The organism is Curtobacterium sp. RM9, from assembly GCF_054956955.1.
Genome location: NZ_CM143271.1, coordinates 2,654,097 through 2,674,424 on the forward strand (window position 1 = coordinate 2,654,097; position 20,328 = coordinate 2,674,424).

Below are 20,328 nucleotides of genomic sequence, written 5' to 3' on the forward strand. Positions count from 1 at the left end.
CGTGACCACCACCGCACCAGCACCCGTCACCGCGACGGACACGCTGCTCGACTTCCGGAACGTCGAGATGACCTTCCCGAACGGCACGATCGCCCTGCAGGGCGTCGACCTGACCGTGGACCGCGGCCAGTTCGTGTCCGTCGTCGGTCCCTCCGGCTGCGGCAAGTCCACGCTGCTCCGGATCGCCTCCGGCCTCGAGACGGCCTCGGACGGCACCGCCGGCGTGGCCGCCGACCGCATCGGCTACGTCTTCCAGGACGCCACGCTCCTGCCGTGGCGCTCGGTGCAGGGCAACGTCGAGCTCCTCGCCGAGCTCGGGCACATGCCGAAGGCGGAGCGCGCCGCGAAGGCCGCGCGCGCCATCGACCTCGTCGGCCTGTCGGGCTTCGAGTCGAACCTGCCGAAGCAGCTCTCCGGCGGCATGCGGATGCGCGTCTCGCTCGCCCGGTCGCTGACGCTCGACCCGGAGCTGTTCCTGTTCGACGAGCCGTTCGGCGCCCTCGACGAGATCACCCGCGAGCGCCTCAACGACGAGCTCCTCCGCCTGTTCGTGGAGCAGCAGTTCGCCGGCCTCTTCATCACGCACTCGGTGTCGGAGGCGGTCTACCTCTCCACCGAGGTCATCGTGATGTCCGGCCGCCCGGGCAGCATCGTCGGCCGCTTCGAGGTGCCGTTCCCGATGCCCCGCGACCCCGACATCCGCTTCACCCCCGAGTTCGCCGAACTGGTCGGCGAGGTCTCGCACGCGCTCCGGGAAGGACACTGCTGATGGTCACCCTGCAGGAGGTCTCCGAGGCCCGCGCCGTCCGCGCCGCCGCCCGCCGCGGCGCCGTCCGCCCCCGCCGGAGCGTCACGTGGTGGCCGCCGCTGGCCGTCCTCGTCGTCCTGGTCGGCATCTGGTACGCCGCCGCCGCGTACTACGACCACGTCCGGGGGCTCGCGTTCCTGGTGCCGTACCCGCACCTCGTCGCGAAGGCGATCGTCGCGCCGACGATGCCCGACGGCTCCCCCTCGGCCTTCGGCACCGACCTGTGGTCCGCCCTCGGCCGCACCACCGTCGTGTCGTTGACCGGTCTCGCGTTCGCGATCGTCGTCGGCGTCGTCTGGGCGATGGCCATGGCGCAGGCGAAGTGGCTGGAGCGCTCGCTCTACCCGTACGCGGTGGTGCTGCAGTGCGTGCCGATCCTCGCGCTCGTGCCGCTCATCGGTGCCCTGTTCGGCTACGAGTTCGCCAGCCGCGTCATCGTCACGGTGATGATCGCCCTCTTCCCGATGGTGTCGAACACGCTCTTCGGCCTGCAGTCCGCGGACCGGGCGCAGCGCGAGCTCTTCCAGCTGCAGCGGGCGAGCCGCTTCGCCCGTCTGGTGAAGCTGCAGGTCCCCGCCGCGCTGCCGTCGATCTTCGTCGGGCTGCGCACCTCGGCCGGCCTGAGCGTCATCGGCGCGATCGTCGGCGACCAGTTCTTCCAGCGCGGCAACCCCGGCCTCGGCGTCCTCATCCAGGTGACCGCCTCGCGGCTGATGGGGCCGGAGCTCTACGCGACCATCATCATCGCCTCGCTCTACGGCGTGGCCGTCTTCCTCGTGTTCGGGCTGATCGGCCGCCTCGCGGTCGGTCGCTGGCACGACTTCAGCTGATCCACCTCCTCCCCTCCCACCCCCTGTCCCCACAGCACCACGAGACCCGCACCACGAACGGAGCCTCCATGCGCACCACCACCCGCCTCGGCGTCGCGACCGCCGCCCTCGCCGCGACCGCACTCGCCCTCACCGGCTGTGCCGCCGGGTCGTCCGCCGGCACGAGCACGAGCGGCGCGACCGCGCAGTCCGCGTCCGGCCCGAAGGTCGACCTGTCCGGCGTCTGCCCCGCGACCGTCGTCGTGCAGACCGACTGGAACCCCGAGGGCGAGCACGGGCACCTGTACCAGATGCTCGGCCCGAACCCGGCGATCGACGCCTCGGGCAAGACCGTCACCGGCGACCTCTACGCCAACGGCAAGAGCACCGGCGTGAAGCTCGAGATCCGCGCCGGCGGCCCCGCGATCGGCTACACCAAGGTCGCCTCGCAGATGTACCAGGACAAGGACATCACCCTCGGCTACATGTCCACCGACGAGCAGGTCCAGTTCTCCGGCAACCTGCCCACCACCGCGGTCTTCGCCGAGAACGACCAGTCCCCGATGTCGATCATGTGGGACCCGAAGACCTACCCGGACGTGGACAGCATCGAGGGGCTCGGCAAGGCGCTCGCGAAGGACGGCGGCGTCGTCCGCTACTTCAACGGCGCCGCGTACATGACGTACCTGGAGCAGTCCGGCATCCTGCCGAAGAAGGTCCTCGACGGCAGCTACGACGGCACCCCGGCGAAGTTCGTCTCCGCCGGCGGCAAGGACGCCCAGCAGGGCTTCGCGACCGCCGAGCCGTACATCTACCAGAACCAGGTCGCGGCCTGGGGCAAGAAGGTCGACTACGCGCTCGTCTCGAGCACCGGCTGGAACCCCTACCCCGAGGCGATGTCGATCCGCACCGGCGACATGTCGAAGCTCGAGCCCTGCCTCAAGAAGCTCGTGCCGGTCATGCAGCAGGCCGACGTCGACTACCTCAAGGCCCCCGAGGCGACGAACGACCTCATCACGCAGCTCGTGCAGCAGTACAACAACGGCTGGACCTACGACTCGAAGGTCGGCGCGTTCGCCGCGTCGCAGATGGTGAAGCTCGGCCTCGCGAAGGACACCGACGGCCACATCGGCTCGATGGACGAGCAGCGCATGCAGGACTTCATCGAGAAGGCGACGCCGGTCTTCGCCGGCACCGGTGACGTCAAGAGCGGCCTGAAGCCGTCGGACCTCTACACGAACGAGTTCCTCGACGAGTCCATCGGTCTGGGCAAGTGACACCGGTCGGCTGAGCCGACCACCCAGGGCTGACCACCCACCGGACGGGAGGCGCGGGGCACGCCCGCCCCGCGCCTCCCGTCCGTCGTTCCCGCACCACCCACCCACCAGGAGTGAGCATGACCACCGTCACCCCCGCCTCCACCACCGAGACCCTGTCGGCGCTCCGCGCCGAGCTCGTCGACCTGCTCGGCGAGCGCGGCGTCAGCGACGACCTGCGGACCCGCGAACGCGCCTCGGTCGACGAGGCCACCATGAGCCCGATCCTCTCCGAGCAGCTCCCGCTCGGCCTCGCGGACCTCGTCGCCTCGCCGGCGAGCGCCGACGCGATCGCCGTGACCCTCGCCGCCGCCGTCCGCCACGGCGTCCCGGTGACGACCCGCGGCAAGGGCACCGGCAACTACGGCCAGGGAATCCCGCTGCACGGCGGACTCGTGCTCGACACCTCCCGCGCCCGCGCCGTCGTCGAGGTCGGCGACGGCTGGATCACAGCGGAGGCCGGCGCGACGATGGTCGCGCTCGAGCAGGCCGCCGCGGCGACCGGGCAGCAGCTCTGGATGTACCCGTCGACCGCGCAGTCCACGATCGGCGGCTTCCTGTCCGGCGGGTCCGGTGGCACCGGATCGATCGCGCACGGGTCGAACTGGCAGGGCTTCGTCACGGCGCTCGACATCGCGCTGCCCGGCGAGGACGAGCTGGTGCACGTCGAGGGTGACGCGGCGCAGCCGTTCGTGCACACCTACGGCACGGCCGGTGTCATCGCCCGGGCGACCGTCCGACTCGAGCCGTTGCAGGACTGGCGGGCCGTGTACGCGACCTTCCCGACGTTCGAGGAGGCGCTCACCGCGGTGCGCACCCTGCGCGGGCTCGACCCGGTGCCCCGCCTGGTCAGCGCCGACCGGCCGGAGGTCGCGGCGACGCTGCCGACCGACGCGGCGATCGTCGCCGGGCGCGCCAGCCTGCGCGGCATCGTCGACGGCGTCGTGCTCGACGAGGCCCGGACGCTGATCGAGGCCGCCGGCGGCACGGTCGAGGACGTCCGCGAGGGCCTGCAGCAGACCACGAAGGTCTCGATGCTCTCCTACAACCACCCGATCTGGTGGCTGAAGCGGAACAGCCCCGACACCGAGTACTTCCACGTCGAGGTCGGCGGCGAGGCGCTCATCGACCGGATCGCCGAGGTCGAGGCCGTCTACCCGGGCGGGATGCTGCACATCGAGGCGGCACACGTCGGTCCGATCGGCATGCTCACCGCGCCGTACACGGGGGCCGAGGACGTCTACGCCGGCTATCCGCTGCTTCGCGACCTGGGGGTCCGGGTGCACAGCCCGCACCAGTACTACGTCGACCACGGCGTCGAGGAGCTCCTCGCGCTCAAGGCGACCACCGACCCGGACGGCCTGCTCAACCCCGGGCACGTGATCGACCCCTCGCTCGTGCACTCGGGCGGCTCGACGGCCTCGGCCCAGCCGACCGTCCCGGGGTTCGGCAAGTGAGCGGCACGCGGAAGCTCGCCGAGCTGTCCGGACCCGAGGTCGCAGCGCGGTTCACCGCGGACACGATCGTCGTGCAGCCGACCGGTGCCGTCGAGCACCACGGCCCGCACCTGCCGCTCCTGACCGACTTCCTGCTCGCCGACCACATCGGCGGGGCGGCGGTCGAGCAGGCCGCCGCCGAGGGGCTCGACGTCTGGCAGCTGCCGACGTTGGCGTTCACGAAGTCCGACGAGCACAGCTGGGCGCCGGGCACGGTGTGGCTCGACGCCGACACGATGTTCGACACCGTCGTGCAGGTCGGTCGGGCCGTGGCGCTCACCGGTGCCGGCACCCTGGTGTTCGCGAACGGGCACGGCGGCAACGTCGCACTCCTGCAGGTCGCGCTCCGCGAGATCCGGAAGCGGTACGGCCTGAAGACCTTCCTCATGCCGACGCTCGCTCGGGTGCCCGCGCCGGACGGGGAGGACGCTGACGAGCTCGGCCTCGGCATCCACGGCGGCGCCGCGGAGACCTCGATGATCCTGCACCTGCGCCCGGACCTCGTCGACATGACGAAGGCCGAGCGGTGGGTGCCGGAGCACGTCGCCGGGTTCGAGAAGATCGCGTTCAACGGCGGGCCCGTGTCGTTCGGGTGGCTCTCGAACGACTTCGGGCCGGCCGGCGTCGTCGGGGACGCGAGCCGCGCGTCCACCTCGTACGGCGCCGCGCTGTGGGAGCACTCCCTCGCCGAGGCGGTGGCGTCGCTGCACGAGATCGCCCGGTTCGACCCGGCACCGCCGGCGTGAGCCCGACGGTCGGCGGACGCGGACGCGGGCACCGCGACGACGGGGCCGCGTCGGTCCCCGCGGATCCGCTCGCGCTCGCCGCCGCCTGGCTGCCGTCCCCGGAGTCGGGCGCGACCCCGCTCGTGACGCTCTCGACCACCGGGCTCGACGGGTACCCGAGCGCCCGCACGGTGCTGCTCTCCCGGTTCGACGGCGAGCGCCTGCACTTCCACACCGACCGCCGGAGCCGGAAGGCGGCCGAGCTCGCGGCGGACCCCCGGGCGACCGTCACCGTCCTGCTGCCCGAGGCCTCCCGCCAGCTCGTCGTCACGGGCGACGTGGCTCCCGTCACGGACGACGAGGCGCGGGTCGCCTGGGCCGCACGGACCCGGTACCTCCAGGTGCTCGCGTGGCTGAACGACCACGAGCTCGCCGCCGAGCCGGAGCCGGTGCGCCGGGACCGCTGGGCGGCGTTCCTGGCGGAGCGCGGTGATGCCGTCCTCGAGCCGCCGGACGCCTGGACCGGCTTCGCGCTGACGCCGGTGCGCCTGCTGTTCTGGCAGGGCGACGTCGACGGTCCGAGCAACCGACGCGCGTGGACGCGTCGAGCGGACGGCGGCTGGTCCCTGGAGCACTGGCCGGGCTGAAACGTCCGTTCCGACCGCCGCCCTCGTCACACGTTCGTCACACGGCGGAAATGGTCGGACCGAACACGGTCCGTACCGTGACGACCGAACCACCGATCCGGAGGACCCCGTGACCGCACCGCACCCGATCCCGACCGTCCCCGACGCCCCCGCGGGCGACGGCCCCGCCTCGGGCCGCGCCGACGCCGTGTTCCGCGCCCGGCAGGCCTGGGTCGACGGTGCGTTCCGCCCCGCAGCCGTCGTGGTCCGTGACGGGCGCGTCGCCGAGGTCCTCCCGCTCGACGCCGCCGTGGACGCCGTGGCCGAGCACCGCGTCCCCGACGACCGCCTGCTCCTGCCCGGGCTCGTCGACACCCACGTGCACGTCAACGAGCCGGGCCGCACCGAGTGGGAGGGGTTCGCCTCCGCCACCCGCGCAGCTGCCCTCGGCGGCGTGACCACGATCATCGACATGCCGCTCAACTCGATCCCCGCGACCACGACGGTCGACGCACTCGCGGTGAAGCGCGCGAGCGCCGCCGGCCGGGTCGCCGTCGACGTCGGGTTCTGGGGCGGGGCCGTCCCGGAGTCCCTCGGTGCGCTCGACGCGCTGCACGGCGCCGGGGTGTTCGGCTTCAAGTGCTTCACCGCGCCGTCCGGCGTCGACGAGTTCCCACACCTCGACGCCGAGCAGCTCCGACGGGCGATCGCGGAGGTCGCCGCGATCGACTCGCTCCTCATCGTGCACGCCGAGGACCCCGCGCACCTCGTCGCCCACGACGCCCTCGGGCCCCGGTACGAGGACTTCCTCGACACCCGCCCGGCCGCGGCCGAGCGGTCCGCGATCGCGCAGGTGATCAACGGCGCCCGGGCGACGGGTGCCCGCGTGCACGTGCTGCACCTCTCCGACGCGGGGGCGCTGCCGATGATCCGCGCCGCGAAGGCCGACGGCGTCCGGATCACGGTCGAGACCTGCCCGCACTACCTGGCGTTCGCGGCGGACGCGATCCCGGACGGCGCGACCGAGTTCAAGTGCTGCCCGCCGATCCGCGACGACGCCAACCGCGACGCCCTGTGGCAGGGACTGCTCGACGGCACGATCGACATGGTCGTCTCCGACCACTCCCCCTCGACCGCCGACCTCAAGGTGGACGACTGGGGGCTCGCCTGGGGCGGGATCGCCGGGCTCCAGGTCGGCTTCCGCGCCGTCTGGACCGAGGCGCACCGCCGCGGCATCCCGCTCGCCCGCGTCCTGCCGTGGTGCACGACCGGCCCGGCAGCGCTCATGGGCGCCACCGACCGCGGCGTGATCGCCCCCGGTGCGCTCGCCCACCTCGCCGTCTTCGACCCGGACGCGGTCGAGACCATCGCGGTCGACGCGCTGGCGCACCGCAACCCCGTCTCCGCCTTCGCCGGCCTGGAGGCGCGGGGCCGCGTCACCGAGACCTTCCTCCGCGGCCGCCGGGTCGCCTCCACCGCACACGGCGTCACCGCCGTCGAGGGCGAGCTGGTCGAGCGTGCCTGAGGCCGTGCAGCAGACCGACGTGCACCTCGGCTCCCGCCCCGACGAGGTGCTCTGGGGACGCCTGCCCTCCCGTCGCGACGCCCCCGCGCGCACGGTCGCGCCCGGCACCGTCGTCTCGGTGGACACCGTCAGCCACGAGGGCATCCTGGACGACCAGGGCGGCGATCCGGTCGCGTTCTTCGGGCGGCACGGCGTCCCGCGGCAGGGTGTGCTCGACGATGCGGTGGACATCGCCCGATCGGTGCACCGCGACCCCGAGGACGGCCCGCACGTGGTGTCGCGGCCGATCGCGGTCGAGGGTGCCGAGCCCGGCGACGTCGTCTCGGTGACCGTCCTCGCCGCCGACCCCCGGGTGCCGTACGGGGTGGTCTCCAACCGGCACGGCCGCGGCGCGCTGCCCGGCGAACTCCCCCGCGCCGAGGAGTCCGTCTCGGTCTTCGCCGACGTCGTGACCCGCGACGGGGTCGACCACGGTCGGCTCCCCGCGGTCGAGGGCGGTCCCCGGGTGATCACCTTCCCGCTCGGACCGTTCCCCGGCATCGTCGGCGTGACGCCGGACGCCGACGAGCGCGCGCACTCGGTGCCGCCGGGGCCGCACGGCGGGAACGTCGACATCGCCCTGCTCACGGCGGGTGCCACGCTGCACCTGCCGGTGTTCGTCCCCGGTGCGGGCGTGTACGTCGGCGACCCGCACTTCGCCCAGGGCGACGGCGAGGTCGCGCTGACCGCGATGGAGGCCTCGCTCCGCCTGACCCTCCGCCTCGACCTCGTACCGCGGGCCGAGGCCCTCCGCCGCTTCGGCGAGCTCGTCGGCCCGCTCGCCGAGACGTTCGACCACCTCGTGCCGACCGGGCTCGACCGTGACCTCGACGAGGCGGTGCGCCGCTGCGTCCGCGCCGCGATCGCCCTGCTCCGGGCCCGGTGGGGCGTCGACGAGCACCTCGCGTACGCGTACCTCAGTGCGGCGACGGACTTCCGCATCTCGCAGGTCGTCGACCTGGTGTGCGGCTCACACGCGATGATCCGCAAGGCCGACTTCGCGGCGGTCGGACCGTGACGCGCACCGGGGTCGGCGGCCGGTGGCCGGACGGGCTCGAGGCTGCGTTCACCGCCTACGAGGACGCCCTCATGCGCGACGACACCGCCGTGCTCGACGACCTCTTCGAGCCCGGTCACGACACCCTGCGCGGGGACGACGCCGGCCTGCTGCGCGGGCACGACGCGATCAGTGCCTTCCGGTCCGGCCGGGGCGGGGTCGCAGCGCGCACCATCGCCGCCGTCGAGCTCCGTCCACTCGCCGACGACACCGTGCTCGTCGTCGGCGAGTCGGCGTTCGCGAGCGGTGGGCGCGGCCTGCAGACCCAGCTCTGGCGGCGCACCGACGGCACCTGGCGGATCGCCGTCGCGCACGTCACCGGGCGTCCCCGCGCCTTCGACCGCTCGGTCTGGCGGGTCATCGGCGACCCGCTCGTCCGGGGTGCGGCCGACGGCGGGCCGGGCGACGGCAGCAGCGTCGGTCCGCTCGCCGGCGTCCGCGTCGCGGTGAAGGACCTGTTCGAGATCGCCGGGCACGTCGTCGGCGCCGGCAACCCCGACCACGAGCGCTCCGCCCCGACCGCCACCACGACCGCCCCGGCCGTCCAGGTGCTCCTCGACGCCGGGGCCGACGTGACCGGGATCGCCCGGACGGACGAGTTCGCCTACGCACTCGCCGGACGGAACGCCCACTCCGGCACGACGCCGAACGGGGCCGACCCGCGGCGGATCGGCGGCGGCTCCACCTCGGGTCCGGCCGCCGCGGTCGCCCTCGGACAGGCGGACCTCGGTCTCGGCACCGACACGGCCGGCAGCGTGCGCGTCCCCGCCTCGTACCAGGGACTCTGGGGGCTCCGCACCACGCACGACGCGGTCCCCCGCGCCGGGGTGCTGCCGCTCGCGCAGTCCTTCGACACGGTCGGCTGGCTCGCACGGACGCCCGACGTGCTCGCCGCCGCCGCCGCCGTGTCACTCCCCGGACCGGCTGCGGACGTGGACGACCGCGAGCTCCTCGTCGCGGACGCCCTGCTCGACGCCGTGGACCCGGCGACCGCCCGCGCCTTCGCCACCTGGCTCGCCGGGATCGGCCGTCCGGTGCGCCGGACCGCCCTGCCCGACCTGGACCTGCTCGCCGAGACCCTGCGCGTGGTGCAGGCCGCCGAGGCGTGGCGGAACCACGGCGACTGGATCGCCGCGCACCCCGGGTCGCTCGGGGCCGACGTCGCCGAGCGGTTCGCCCTCGCCGCCGCCGTGACCGCAGCCGACGAGCGCGACGCGCGCACACGGCTGCCGGAGCTGCGCCGGCGGATCCGCGAGGCGGTCGGCGGAGGCGTGCTGTGCCTCCCGACCGCGCCCGGACCGGCCCCGCTGCGGACCGCGACCGGACCCGACGTCCTCGCCACCCGCCGGGCCACCCTGCGGACGACCGCCGTCGCCGGCGTCGGCGGTCTGCCCGCACTGAGCATCCCGCTCCTGCGGGTCGACGGCGCACCCGTCGGCGTCTGCCTCGTCGGCGGCGCCGACACCGACCGCGCCCTCGTCGCCGCGGCCACCGCCCTCACGTCCTCCCCGTCCCGCTGAGCACCACCCCGGAAGGCACCGATGTCCCACCCCGTGAACCCACCGGCCCGACTCCTCATGGGCCCCGGCCCGATCGACGCCGACCCGCGCGTCCTCCGTGCGCTGTCGACGCCGCTCGTCGGACAGTACGACCCGTGGATGACGCGCACCATGACCGAGACGCAGGCGCTGTACCGGCGGGTGTTCGCGACCGAGAACGACGCCATCGTGCTCGTCGACGGCACGTCGCGCGCCGGCATCGAGGCGGTCCTCGTCTCGCTCCTCGCCCCGGGGGACCGCGTGCTCGTGCCGGTGTTCGGGCGCTTCGGGCACCTGCTCGAGGAGATCGCCCGCCGGGCCGGTGCCGAGGTGCACACGATCCACACCGAGTGGGGCCAGGTGTTCCCGCCCTCCGTGATCGAGGAGGCGATCGTCGCGACGAAGCCGAAGGTCCTGGCGATCGTGCAGGGTGACACGTCGACCACGATGAACCAGCCGCTCGACGAGCTCGGCGCGATCTGCGAGCGGCACGGCGTCCTGCTGTACACCGACGCCACGGCCTCGGTCGGCGGCAACCCGCTCGAGCTCGACGCGTGGGGCATCGACGCCGTGAGCGCCGGGCTGCAGAAGTGCCTCGGCGGTCCGTCCGGCAGCGCGCCGGTCTCACTGTCCGCCCGCGCGGTCGCGGTGCTCGACGGCCGGCGGAGCGTCGAGGCCGGCATCCGAGAGCCGGGCGACGACGTGCTCGACGAGCCGATCCGGTCGAACTACCTCGACCTGGCGATGATCCTCGACTACTGGGGACCGCGGCGGCTGAACCACCACACCGAGGCGGCCTCGATGCTCTACGCCGCGAACGAGTGCGCCCGCATCCTGCTCGACGAGGGCGTCGACCGGTCGGTCGAGCGGCACGCGACCGCCGGTCGGGCGATGACGACCGGTGTGCAGGCGCTCGGGCTCCGGGTGTTCGGCGACGTCGGCCACAAGATGCACAACGTCGTCGCGGTCGAGATCCCCGACGACGTCGTCGGCGACGCGGTGCGCGGGGGCATGCTCGAGGACCACGGGATCGAGATCGGCACGTCGTTCGGCCCCCTGCACGGGAAGGTGTGGCGGATCGGGACGATGGGCTACAACGCCCGGAAGGACGCCGTCGTGACGACGCTCGCGGCGCTCGAGAACGCCCTCCGCCGTGCCGGGCACGCGGTGCCGCAGGGCGGTGGCGTGGACGCGGCGCTCGACGTGTACGCGGGGGCGACGGCCGGGGTCGCGTCGTGAGCGTCGGGAACCTCGTCGCGACGGCCAGGGCCGCAGCCGACGCCGCGACCGTCGTCGCCTGGTGCGACGAACTCGCGGGGATCACCGCGGAACCGGGCCGGATCACCCGGGTCTACCTGTCGCCCGAGCACGCCCGCGTGAACGAGGTCGTCGGCGGGTGGATGCGCGACGCCGGCCTGACGGTCCGGCAGGACGCCGCCGGCAACCTGCGTGGGCGTGTCGAGGGTGCCACCGCGGACGCGCCGACCCTGCTCGTCGGCTCGCACCTGGACACCGTCGTGGACGCCGGCCGGTACGACGGCATCGTCGGCGTCCTGATGGGCATCCGCACGGCCGCACGGCTCGCCGCCGACGGACCGCTGCCCTTCGCGCTCGAGGTCGTCGCCTTCTCCGACGAGGAGGGCACCCGGTTCGGCAAGGCGCTCCTCGGGTCCTCGGCCGTCGCGGGGGTCTGGGACGAGGGCTGGTGGGACCTCACGGACGCTGACGGCGTGACGCTCCGGCAGGCGTTCGCCGACTTCGGTCTCGACCCGGACGCCGTCGGCGCCGCCGCGGTCGACCCCGCGACGCTCGTCGGCTACCTCGAGGCGCACATCGAGCAGGGTCCCCTCCTCGAGGCCGCGGGGCAGGCACTCGGCGTCGTCACGAGCATCGCGAGCGCCCGCCGGTTCGCAGTGGAGGCCGTCGGCGAGGCCCGGCACGCCGGCGGCACCCCGTACGAGCGTCGGCACGACGCCCTGCTCGCGGCGGCCGAGGCCGCCCTCGCCGTGGAGCGCATCTGCCGCGCCTCGCAGCACGTCGGCACCGTCGGCACGATGACGGTCGAACCGGGCGCGGTGAACGTCGTACCCGGGCTGGCGCGGTTCTCGGTCGACCTCCGCGGTGAGTTCGACGAGGGCCGCGACCGGACCTGGGACCAGATCACCGCCGCCTTCGACGAGATCGCCGACCGCCGGGGTGTCGCGGTCGCGCCGACCGAGGTGCACCGAGCGCCCGCGGTGTTCTGCGCCCCGCGCCTGATGGACGCACTGCGCGCCGGAATCGTGTCGACCGGCGAGCCGGCACCGCCGTCGTTGTTCTCCCGCGCCGGACACGACGCGATGTCGCTCGGACTCGTCACGGACGTCGGGATGCTGTTCCTCCGCAACCCGGACGGCATCAGCCACCACCCGGACGAGTTCGTCTCCGAGGCCGACGTGGCCCTCGGCCTGGACGCCCTCGCCGTCGCGATCGAGACCCTGGCGGCGGACGTCGTCCCCGCTGCCGGGACGGGCCGGGCGTGAGCGCCGCACAACCCGACGTCCGGGCCCGCATCGACGCCGTCTGGGACCGCCTCTCGCCCGCCGAGCGCCGGGTGGCAGCGGTCGTGCGCCACGACCCGGAGCTCTTGCTCATCGGGTCGTCCACCCGGCTCGCCGCGGAGTCCGGCACCTCGAAGGCCACCGTCTCGCGGCTCGTCCGCTCACTCGGGTTCCAAGACGCGGCCGAGGTACGGCAGGAGCTGATGGCCGCCCGCGGCACCGGTCTGCCCTGGGTCGCCGAGGACGCCGCGCACGTCGACCAGCGCGTCGTCGAGGCCCGGAACCTCGCCGCCGGCCTGGCGTCCCTCGCGCGCGCCGACCGACCGCGACTGGCCCGACGGATCGTCCGCGCCCAGCGGGTCCTCGTCGTCGGCGAACGGGCCGCTCACGCGGTCGCGCTCCAGCTCCGCGCCCAGCTCGCGCAGGTGCGCAGCGACGTGCGGCTCGGACCGGCGCAGGGGCAGCGTCTCGGCGAGGAGGTCGCCGACCTCGGTCCGCGCGACCTCGTCGTCATCGTCACGGTCCGCCGACACGCGTCCGGTGTCGCGCGCCTCGTCGCGCACTGCGCCGGCACCGGCGCGGACGTCGTCGTGCTCGGCGACCCGACGGCCGCCCTCATCGCGGCGCCCGCGAACACGGCCGTGCTCGTGCCGGTCGACGCCCCGGCCGCCTTCGACTCGATGGCGGCGATGTTCGCGGTCGTCGCGGCGATCGCGAACGACGTGTACGAGGCGTCCGGGCCCGCAGGTCGAGCCCGGGTGGACGCCGTCGCTCGGGCCTACGAGGGCCTCGGCGAACTCGCCGAGCTCTGACCGCAGGTGAGGATCCGACAAGACACGGACCCGATCCACGAGTCGCATCTCTTACACTCGATCCAGTGAGGACAGCACCAGGGGGAACCACGGCTCCGGCCCACCGCGCCCGCGACACCACGCGGTGGGACATCCAGGGACTCCGTGCGTTCGCGGTCCTCGCGGTGGTGCTCTACCACCTCTGGCCGGCCCGGCTGCACGGTGGCTTCGTCGGCGTCGACGTCTTCTTCGTCATCTCCGGGTACCTCATCACCGGCCACCTGCTCCGCGAGCAGCTCGCCACCGGCGGGATCCGCCTCGGCCAGTTCTGGGCCCGACGCGCCAAACGCCTGCTGCCCGGCGCGTTCCTCACGATCCTCGCCACCGGTGCCGCCGTGCTCGTCGTCGTGCCGAGCGCCCTGTGGGAGCAGTACGGGCGGGAGCTCATCGCCTCGACGGTCTACGCGCAGAACTGGGAGCTCGCGGCCAGCTCGGTCGACTACCTGAACGCCGAGAACCAGGCCTCGCCCTTCCAGCACTTCTGGTCGCTCTCGGTCGAGGAGCAGTTCTACATCGCGCTGCCCCTCCTCCTGCTGCTGCTCACCCTCGCGGTCCGCAAGCGGGTCTCCCCCGCCACCACCGCTCGGATCCTGCTCGGCACCGTCGTCGTGGTCTCCCTCGTCTGGTGCATCGTCCAGACGCAGACGAACCCGGGCGTCGCCTACTTCTCCACGGCCACCCGCGCATGGGAGTTCGCGCTCGGCGGCCTCGTCGCGACGTTCCGGATCCCGGCAGCACGGAACACGGTCGGTCGGGTCGTCCGATCCGGCGCCGCGGTCGTGGGCGCACTCGCGCTCGTGGCGTCGCTCGTCGTCATCACCCCGTCGACCCCGTTCCCGGGCATCGCCGCCGCCCTGCCCGTCGTCGGCGCGACGCTGCTCGTGACGTTCGGCGCGCAGACGGTGTTCGAGACCCTCGGCGCCGTGCAGCCGATCGCGTTCATCGGCCGGGTCTCGTACTCGTTGTACCTCTGGCACTGGCCGCTCGTGGTCATCGTCCCGATCGCGCTCGGCCACCCGCTCGGGTGGAAGAGCAAGCTCGCGGTCCTCGCGCTCTCCCTCGTGCTCGCCGCCGTGACGACCGTGTGGTTCGAGGAGCCGCTGCGCTTCTCCGGCTGGGTCCGGGCGCTCCGACCGCGTCGCGTCGCCGTGCTCGGGGTGGTGTGCACGCTCGTCGTCGCCGGCCTCGGTGCCTCCACGCTCACCGCCGTGCACGTGCAGGAGGTGCAGGCCGCGACCTTCGCGAAGCAGCTCGCGAAGGGTGACGCCCCGTGCTTCGGCGCCGCCGCCCTGATCAGCGCGCCGAAGCCGTGCGTCGACCCGCGCCTGGCCGACGTCCGCGTGCCGGCCCCCGCCGCCGCGAAGGACGACGGTCCGAACCGCCCGGACTGCTGGAGCGGGGCGCTGCAGTTCTGTGCCCTCGGCAAGGAGTCCGGGTACTCCAAGCGCTTCCTCGTCGTCGGGGACTCGCACGCCAACGCACTCCTGCACACCTTCGACGCGATCGGACGGACCGAGGGGTGGCGGTTCGACCTCGCCACCACCGGCGGCTGCTACCTGACGACCGCCGTGCAGGACAGCGTGAGCGACGCCAGCAAGCGCGGCTGCAACCGGTGGAAGCAGCAGGCGATCCGGTACGTCCAGGCCCACCGCGCCGAGGTCGACGGGCTGGTCGTGGCCCACTCGGCGACCCAGATGGCCGTCACCGCGCAGTCGGACGCCGACCGCGATGCGAAGACCGAGGCGGGGCTCGTCGACGCCTGGACCCAGGCGGCCGGCGACGAACTGCCCGTGATCGCCATCCGTGACAACCCGGTGCCGCGACGCGACGTGGTCCTCTGCGTCAGCGGGATGCCGGAGGAGACGAACGGCTCGTGCGACGAGCCCCGGTCGTCGGCGCTCGCCCGCACCGACTCCTCCGACGCCGCGATGGCCCGGTTCACCGCGCAGGGTGGACGGGGCACGGTGATCGACCTCACGCCCTACTACTGCAACACGGAGGTCTGCCCCGCCGTCATCGGCGGCGTGATGGTCTACCGCGACACGACGCACGTGACGGACACCTTCGCGAGGACCCTGGCGCCGTACCTCGGCAAGGACATGCAGCAGGCGCTGGCGTCCCTCGCGCGCTGACCCCGCGCGGCGCCGGGCGCGGGCGGGCGTACCTGGCGAGAACGGGCGTACTCGGTCGGATCTTCCGACCAGGTACGCCCGTTCTCGCTTGCCATCGCGGACGTCATGGGAAAGAACCCCCGCGCCACGTCACCCGCGCCCGGGGACGACGAAGGCCCCGCCGCAGTGCGACGGGGCCTTCTCTCCTGTGCGCTCGAAGGGACTCGAACCCCCAACCTTCTGATCCGTAGTCAGATGCTCTATCCATTGAGCTACGAGCGCATCCGGCCCTGAGGCCGATTCCGGCCTTGCGGCCGTGGAAGACTCTACAACAGGTGCGAGGCGAACGCGAATCGAGCCGCCCCGGCCCGAGCCCTCGGCGTGTCGCGGGTCAGACGACCGTGGGCTCCTCGTCGAAGACCTCGGCGAGGAACACCTGCAGCGCCTGCCACGACCGGCGGTCCGCACGCTCCTGGTACTGCGCCCCGTGGTCCGGCGAGTCGGTGCCCGGCACGGCGAACGCGTGCATCGCGCCCGCGTAGGTCACGACCTGCCAGTCGACCGACGGCACGGCGCGCATCTCGTCCTGCCACTCGGCGACCTTCGTGTCCGGCACCATCGGGTCCGCTCCCCCGGTGAGCACGAGCAGCTTCGTCCGGATCGCGGCGGCGTCGGAGGGCTCGTGCACGATGAGGCCGCCGTGGAACGAGACCGCACCCGCCAGGTCCGCCCCGGTCCGTGCGAGCTCGATCGCCCCGGAGCCGCCGAAGCAGTAGCCCATCACGACGATGCGGGAGTGGTCGACGTCGGGGTCGGCGCGGAGTCGGTCGAGTCCGGCGGTCAGGCGGGCGCGGAACAGCGGCAGGTCCTGGTAGAACGACCCGGCGACCTGGCCGGCGGTGTCGTCGCCCGGGCGCACGCCCTCGCCGTAGACGTCCGCGCCGAACGCCACGTAGCCGAGGCGGGCCAGCATCGTGACACGGGCCTCGACGTGCTCGTTGACTCCGTGCCAGTCGTGGATCACGAGCACCGCGGGGCGGGGGCCGGCCACGGCGTGGTCCTTGGCCAGGACGCCGAGGAGCGGGGTGCCCTCGTGCTCGTAGCGCACGGGCTCCAGGCGCACGTCGGCGCCGGCGGGTTCGGGGACGGTGGACAGGACGTGGTCGGTGGTCTTCACGTCCCCGGACGCTACGCCGCGCGACCGGCAGACGGACTGGAGGCGCGTGGCGGGCCCGCCACGCGCCTCCAGTCCGTCACCGGGTCAGCACTCGATGTTGTCCCAGCGCTCGGGACCGCCCGAGCCCGCCGCGTACTCGTCGAGCGGGGTCTTCCCGTCCCGCCAGGCCTGCAGGAACGGCTCGACGACCTTCCAGCCCTGCACGGCGCTGTCGCCCCGCACCGAGAGCGTGGCGTCGCCCTCGAGCACCCCGGCGAGCACCTCGCCGTAGGCGCTGAGCCGACCGGGGTTGAAGTTCACCGACAGGGCGGTGTGGTCGATCGTGTACGGGTCACCCGGGCCGTTCACGTTGAGCTCGAGCTGCATCTCGTCCGGCGCGATCCAGATGCGGAGCTTGTCCGGGTGCTCGGCGCCGGTGAGGCCGCCGGGCACGTGCGGCGAGTCCTTGAAGGTGATGACGATCTCGCGGCGCTGTTCGGCGAGCGCCTTGCCGGACCGCAGCGTGAACGGCACGCCCGCCCACCGCCAGTTGGCGACCTCGAGCGTGAGCTGCGCGAGGGTCTCGGTGCCGAGCGACGGGTCGACGCCGTCCTCGTCGACGTAGGACGGCAGCGACCGGTCGCCGATCTCCCCCGCGGTGTACCGGGCGCGCTTGCCGGCCGCGACGACGTCGCCGCCCCACGGACGCACGGCGCGGAGCACGAGCTCCTTCTGGGTGCGGAGGTCGTCGGCGTCGATCGACGCCGGGGCCTCCATCGCGACGACGGCCGTCACCTGCAGCAGGTGGCTCTGGATCATGTCGACGAGCGCGCCGGCCTTGTCGTAGTAGCGGGCGCGGCCCTCGAGCCCGAGGGTCTCGTCGTAGACGATGTCGACGCGGGCGACGTGCGCCGAGGACAGCAGCGGCTCGATGATGCGGTTCGCGAAGCGCAGACCGAGCAGGTTGAGCACGGTGGAGCGGCCGAGGAAGTGGTCGACGCGGTGGATGCGCTCCTCGGGCAGGAAGGAGTGCAGCAGGTCGTTGAGGTGCTCGGCGCTCTCGGCGTCGGTGCCGAACGGCTTCTCGAGCGCGAGCCGCGTGCCGGACGGCAGGTCGAGGTCCTTGAGCACGGCGCAGCTCTTCTCGGTCACCGCCGGCGGCAGCGCGAAGTAGACCGCCGGGTCGTGCCGGCACGCGGCGAGCAGCCCCTTCAGGTCGTCGGCGTCGGTGACGTCCGCCTTGCGGTACGTCGAGGCCTCGATGACGTCGACGAGGCGCTTGCTGAGCTTCTCGCCGCCGTCCTGCGCCCCCTCGTCCTCCTCGTTCTTCGACGCCTGCGCGTTCTCGAAGGAGGAACGCACCTGCGCCTTCCAGTCCGCGTCCGAGATGTCCTCGACGCCGGCCCCGACGAGCTGGACGTCCCAGTCGTCCTTGACCTCGAGGAGGGTGGCGAGGCCCGGCAGCAGCAGGCGCTTGGACAGGTCGCCGCTGGCACCGAGGATGAGCAGTGAGGTCTGGAGGCTCGACATGCCCCAGAACGTACTCATGCGTTCCGGCACGTGGCCGGGCTGCGCCGCTACGGTGGGGTCGGATCGGCGCGAGGGAGCACCATGAGCAGTGGGTACGGAGGGCGACGGCTGCGCGTCGCCGTGGTCGGGACCGGCATGATCGCCGGCGTCCACGCACGTGCGGCCCGGGCCGCCGGCGCGGAGGTGCTCGGGGTCCTCGGTCGGAACGCGGCCCGGTCGGAGCAGGTCGCGCAGCAGCTCGACCTCCCGCGGGGTTACGCCTCCCTCGACGACGTGATCGCCGACCGCCCGGACGTCGTCCACGTCTGCACCCCGAACGACCAGCACCACCCGCAGGCGCTCGCGGTCGTCCGAGCCGGCATCAACGTCGTGTGCGAGAAGCCCCTCGCCGTGTCCGCCGCGCAGGCCGAGGAGCTCGACCGCGCGGCGACCGAGGCGGGCGTGGTCGCGACCGTGCCGTTCGTGTACCGCTACCACCCCATGGTCCGCGAGATCCGGGGGCGCATCGCCGAGGGTGACCTCGGCCGGCTCCTCGCGGTGCACGGTCACTACCTGCAGGACTGGATGCTCGACGAGGACGCCTCCTCGTGGCGGGTGGACGCGGGCGCGGGCGGGCTGTCCCGGGCCTTCGCCGACATCGGGTCGCACTGGTGCGACCTCGTCGAGTTCGTCACCGGCGAGCCCTTCGCCGCGGTGACGGCGGCGACCGACATCGTCTACCCGACCCGACCGGCGGCCTCCGGTCCGTCGTTCTCCGGCTCCCCGGACCCGGACCCGGTCGCCGACGCCTCGCAGCGCGCCGAGGTCACCACCGAGGACACCGCGGTCGCGACCTTCCGGACCGGCTCCGGCCGCATCGGGAACGTCGTCATCTCACAGGTCGCCGCGGGCCGGAAGAACCGACTGTGGTTCGAGGTGGACGGCACGCTCGGCAGCGCGGCCTTCGACCAGGAGCAGCCCGAGTCCGCGTGGTTCGGCAACGAGCGGGGCGCGCAGATCGTGGTCCGCGACCCTGCCCTCGGCGCACCGGACCAGCGTCGTCTGGCGATCGTGCCAGCCGGACACCCGCAGGGCTACCTCGACGCCTTCGCGGCGTTCGTCGCCGACACGTACGCCGCGGTGCGCGCCGAGGGCGACCGGTCGGCGTGGCCGGAGGGGCTGCCGACCTTCGCGGACGGCGCCCGTGCCGCCCGGGTCATCGACGCGGTCGTCGGCAGTGCGGCCGACGGCACCTGGAGCCAGATCCGATGAAGCTCGGCATGCTGACCGCCTGCCTCCCGGGCTGGAGCCTGGACCGCATCGCGGCGTTCGCGGCCGAGCAGGGCTACGAGCGGCTCGAGGTCGCGGTCTGGCCGGGCACCGGCGGCCGTGACTTCGAGGCGGCGCACCTGCCCGTCGCGACCTTCACCGAGGCGGACGCCGACGCGACGCGGGAGCTGCTCGACCGACACGGCCTCGAGATCAGCGCGCTGGCCTACTACGAGAACAACCTGCACCACGACACCGACCGGCGAGCGGCGGTCAAGGAGCACCTGTTCCACGCGATCGACACCGCGGCGATGCTCGGGATCCCGTACGTCGGGACGTTCGTCGGGCGCGACAACACGCTGTCCGTCGCCGAGAACATGCGGCTCGGCGACCGGGTGCTGCCCGAGCTGGTCGACCACGCCGGCGAGCGCGGCGTGCGGCTGATCATCGAGAACTGCGTGATGGAGGGCTGGCACCCGGACGGCTACCCGGGCAACCTCGCCTACAGCCCCGAGCTGTGGCACTGGGTCACCGGGCTCGGCTTCGGACTGAACTGGGACCCCTCGCACCTGACCTGGATCGGCATCGACCCGGTCGAGACGATCCTGCCCTTCGCCGAGCACATCGTGCACGCGCAGGCGAAGGACCTCGAGCTCTTCCCGCAGAAGCGCAACGACTACGGGTTCTTCGGCAAGGTCGACAAGCAGGGCGACCCGTGGGACATGGGCTGGTGGCGCTTCCGGGTGCCGGGGCGCGGCGTCGTGGACTGGCCGCACGTGGTCGACCGGCTGTACGAGGCGGGCTTCACCGGCACGCTCAGCGTCGAGCACGAGGACCCGCTGTGGGGTGGCACGGACGAGAAGGTCCTCGAAGGCCTCCGGATCGCCCACCGCACCCTGCGCCCACTCATCGCCCGGGAAGCCTGAGCACGTACAGGAAGCGCCGAGCACGGT

The 20,328-nt window shown here is 73.4% G+C and carries 17 protein-coding genes and 1 tRNA gene; 15 read left to right on the plus strand and 3 right to left on the minus strand.

What is annotated here, in order from left to right:
• Position 1: 1 nt before the first annotated feature.
• The 13 genes from ACY3FI_RS12570 (at position 2) to ACY3FI_RS12630 (ending at position 15,462) form a co-directional block, all read left to right on the plus strand.
• Positions 2-769, plus strand: a complete 768-nt coding sequence (locus ACY3FI_RS12570) for an ABC transporter ATP-binding protein (protein WP_462547891.1) — start codon at positions 2-4, stop codon at positions 767-769.
• Complete coding sequence (locus ACY3FI_RS12575) at positions 769-1,638, plus strand: ABC transporter permease (protein ID WP_462547892.1); 870 nt, start codon at positions 769-771, stop codon at positions 1,636-1,638. Before ACY3FI_RS12570 ends, ACY3FI_RS12575 begins: the two co-directional genes overlap by 1 nt.
• A gap of 68 nt (positions 1,639-1,706) precedes the next feature.
• Positions 1,707-2,894, plus strand: a complete 1,188-nt coding sequence (locus tag ACY3FI_RS12580; protein WP_462547893.1) for an ABC transporter substrate-binding protein — start codon at positions 1,707-1,709, stop codon at positions 2,892-2,894.
• 119 nt (positions 2,895-3,013) lie between these two features.
• Positions 3,014-4,390 carry an FAD-binding oxidoreductase gene (locus tag ACY3FI_RS12585; RefSeq protein ID WP_462547894.1) on the plus strand — a complete coding sequence of 459 codons (1,377 nt, stop codon included), beginning with the start codon at positions 3,014-3,016 and terminating at the stop codon, positions 4,388-4,390.
• Complete coding sequence (locus tag ACY3FI_RS12590) at positions 4,387-5,175, plus strand: creatininase family protein (RefSeq protein ID WP_462547895.1); 789 nt, start codon at positions 4,387-4,389, stop codon at positions 5,173-5,175. The genes ACY3FI_RS12585 and ACY3FI_RS12590 overlap by 4 nt, the downstream gene beginning before the upstream one ends.
• A complete protein-coding gene (locus ACY3FI_RS12595) occupies positions 5,172-5,801 on the plus strand; it encodes a pyridoxamine 5'-phosphate oxidase family protein (RefSeq protein WP_462547896.1) in 630 nt (209 codons plus the stop codon). Before ACY3FI_RS12590 ends, ACY3FI_RS12595 begins: the two co-directional genes overlap by 4 nt.
• A 187-nt stretch (positions 5,802-5,988) precedes the next feature.
• Positions 5,989-7,305: an allantoinase AllB gene (gene allB, locus ACY3FI_RS12600; protein WP_462550363.1), complete on the plus strand. Its 1,317-nt coding sequence runs from the start codon at positions 5,989-5,991 to the stop codon at positions 7,303-7,305.
• Between the two features lie 4 nt (positions 7,306-7,309).
• On the plus strand, positions 7,310-8,362 hold the full coding sequence (locus tag ACY3FI_RS12605) for an acetamidase/formamidase family protein (protein WP_462547897.1): 1,053 nt from the start codon (positions 7,310-7,312) through the stop codon (positions 8,360-8,362).
• Positions 8,359-9,921 carry an AtzH-like domain-containing protein gene (locus tag ACY3FI_RS12610; protein ID WP_462547898.1) on the plus strand — a complete coding sequence of 521 codons (1,563 nt, stop codon included), beginning with the start codon at positions 8,359-8,361 and terminating at the stop codon, positions 9,919-9,921. The genes ACY3FI_RS12605 and ACY3FI_RS12610 overlap by 4 nt, the downstream gene beginning before the upstream one ends.
• Positions 9,922-9,942: 21 nt before the next feature.
• Positions 9,943-11,178, plus strand: coding sequence for a pyridoxal-phosphate-dependent aminotransferase family protein (locus ACY3FI_RS12615; RefSeq protein ID WP_462547899.1), 1,236 nt, complete (start codon positions 9,943-9,945; stop codon positions 11,176-11,178).
• The gene (locus ACY3FI_RS12620) at positions 11,175-12,461 is read left to right on the plus strand and encodes an allantoate amidohydrolase (protein ID WP_462547900.1); all 1,287 of its coding nucleotides are present in this window, start codon (positions 11,175-11,177) and stop codon (positions 12,459-12,461) included. Before ACY3FI_RS12615 ends, ACY3FI_RS12620 begins: the two co-directional genes overlap by 4 nt.
• On the plus strand, positions 12,458-13,291 hold the full coding sequence (locus ACY3FI_RS12625; RefSeq protein WP_462547901.1) for a MurR/RpiR family transcriptional regulator: 834 nt from the start codon (positions 12,458-12,460) through the stop codon (positions 13,289-13,291). The genes ACY3FI_RS12620 and ACY3FI_RS12625 overlap by 4 nt, the downstream gene beginning before the upstream one ends.
• A gap of 65 nt (positions 13,292-13,356) precedes the next feature.
• Positions 13,357-15,462, plus strand: coding sequence for an acyltransferase family protein (locus ACY3FI_RS12630; protein WP_462547902.1), 2,106 nt, complete (start codon positions 13,357-13,359; stop codon positions 15,460-15,462).
• A 188-nt stretch (positions 15,463-15,650) separates the two neighbouring features.
• Here ACY3FI_RS12630 and ACY3FI_RS12635 read toward each other — a convergent pair.
• The 3 genes from ACY3FI_RS12635 to ACY3FI_RS12645 form a co-directional block, all read right to left on the minus strand.
• Positions 15,651-15,723 (minus strand) — tRNA-Arg (locus ACY3FI_RS12635).
• 109 nt (positions 15,724-15,832) lie between these two features.
• The gene (locus tag ACY3FI_RS12640; protein WP_462547903.1) at positions 15,833-16,618 is read right to left on the minus strand and encodes a dienelactone hydrolase family protein; all 786 of its coding nucleotides are present in this window, start codon (positions 16,616-16,618) and stop codon (positions 15,833-15,835) included.
• Between the two features lie 84 nt (positions 16,619-16,702).
• Positions 16,703-18,127, minus strand: a complete 1,425-nt coding sequence (locus ACY3FI_RS12645) for a glucose-6-phosphate dehydrogenase (RefSeq protein ID WP_462547904.1) — start codon at positions 18,125-18,127, stop codon at positions 16,703-16,705.
• A gap of 81 nt (positions 18,128-18,208) precedes the next feature.
• On the opposite strand from ACY3FI_RS12645, the gene ACY3FI_RS12650 reads away from it, so the two are divergent.
• Positions 18,209-19,378 carry a Gfo/Idh/MocA family protein gene (locus ACY3FI_RS12650; protein WP_462547905.1) on the plus strand — a complete coding sequence of 390 codons (1,170 nt, stop codon included), beginning with the start codon at positions 18,209-18,211 and terminating at the stop codon, positions 19,376-19,378.
• Positions 19,375-20,301, plus strand: a complete 927-nt coding sequence (locus ACY3FI_RS12655) for a sugar phosphate isomerase/epimerase family protein (RefSeq protein ID WP_462547906.1) — start codon at positions 19,375-19,377, stop codon at positions 20,299-20,301. The genes ACY3FI_RS12650 and ACY3FI_RS12655 overlap by 4 nt, the downstream gene beginning before the upstream one ends.
• Positions 20,302-20,328 lie beyond the last annotated feature (27 nt).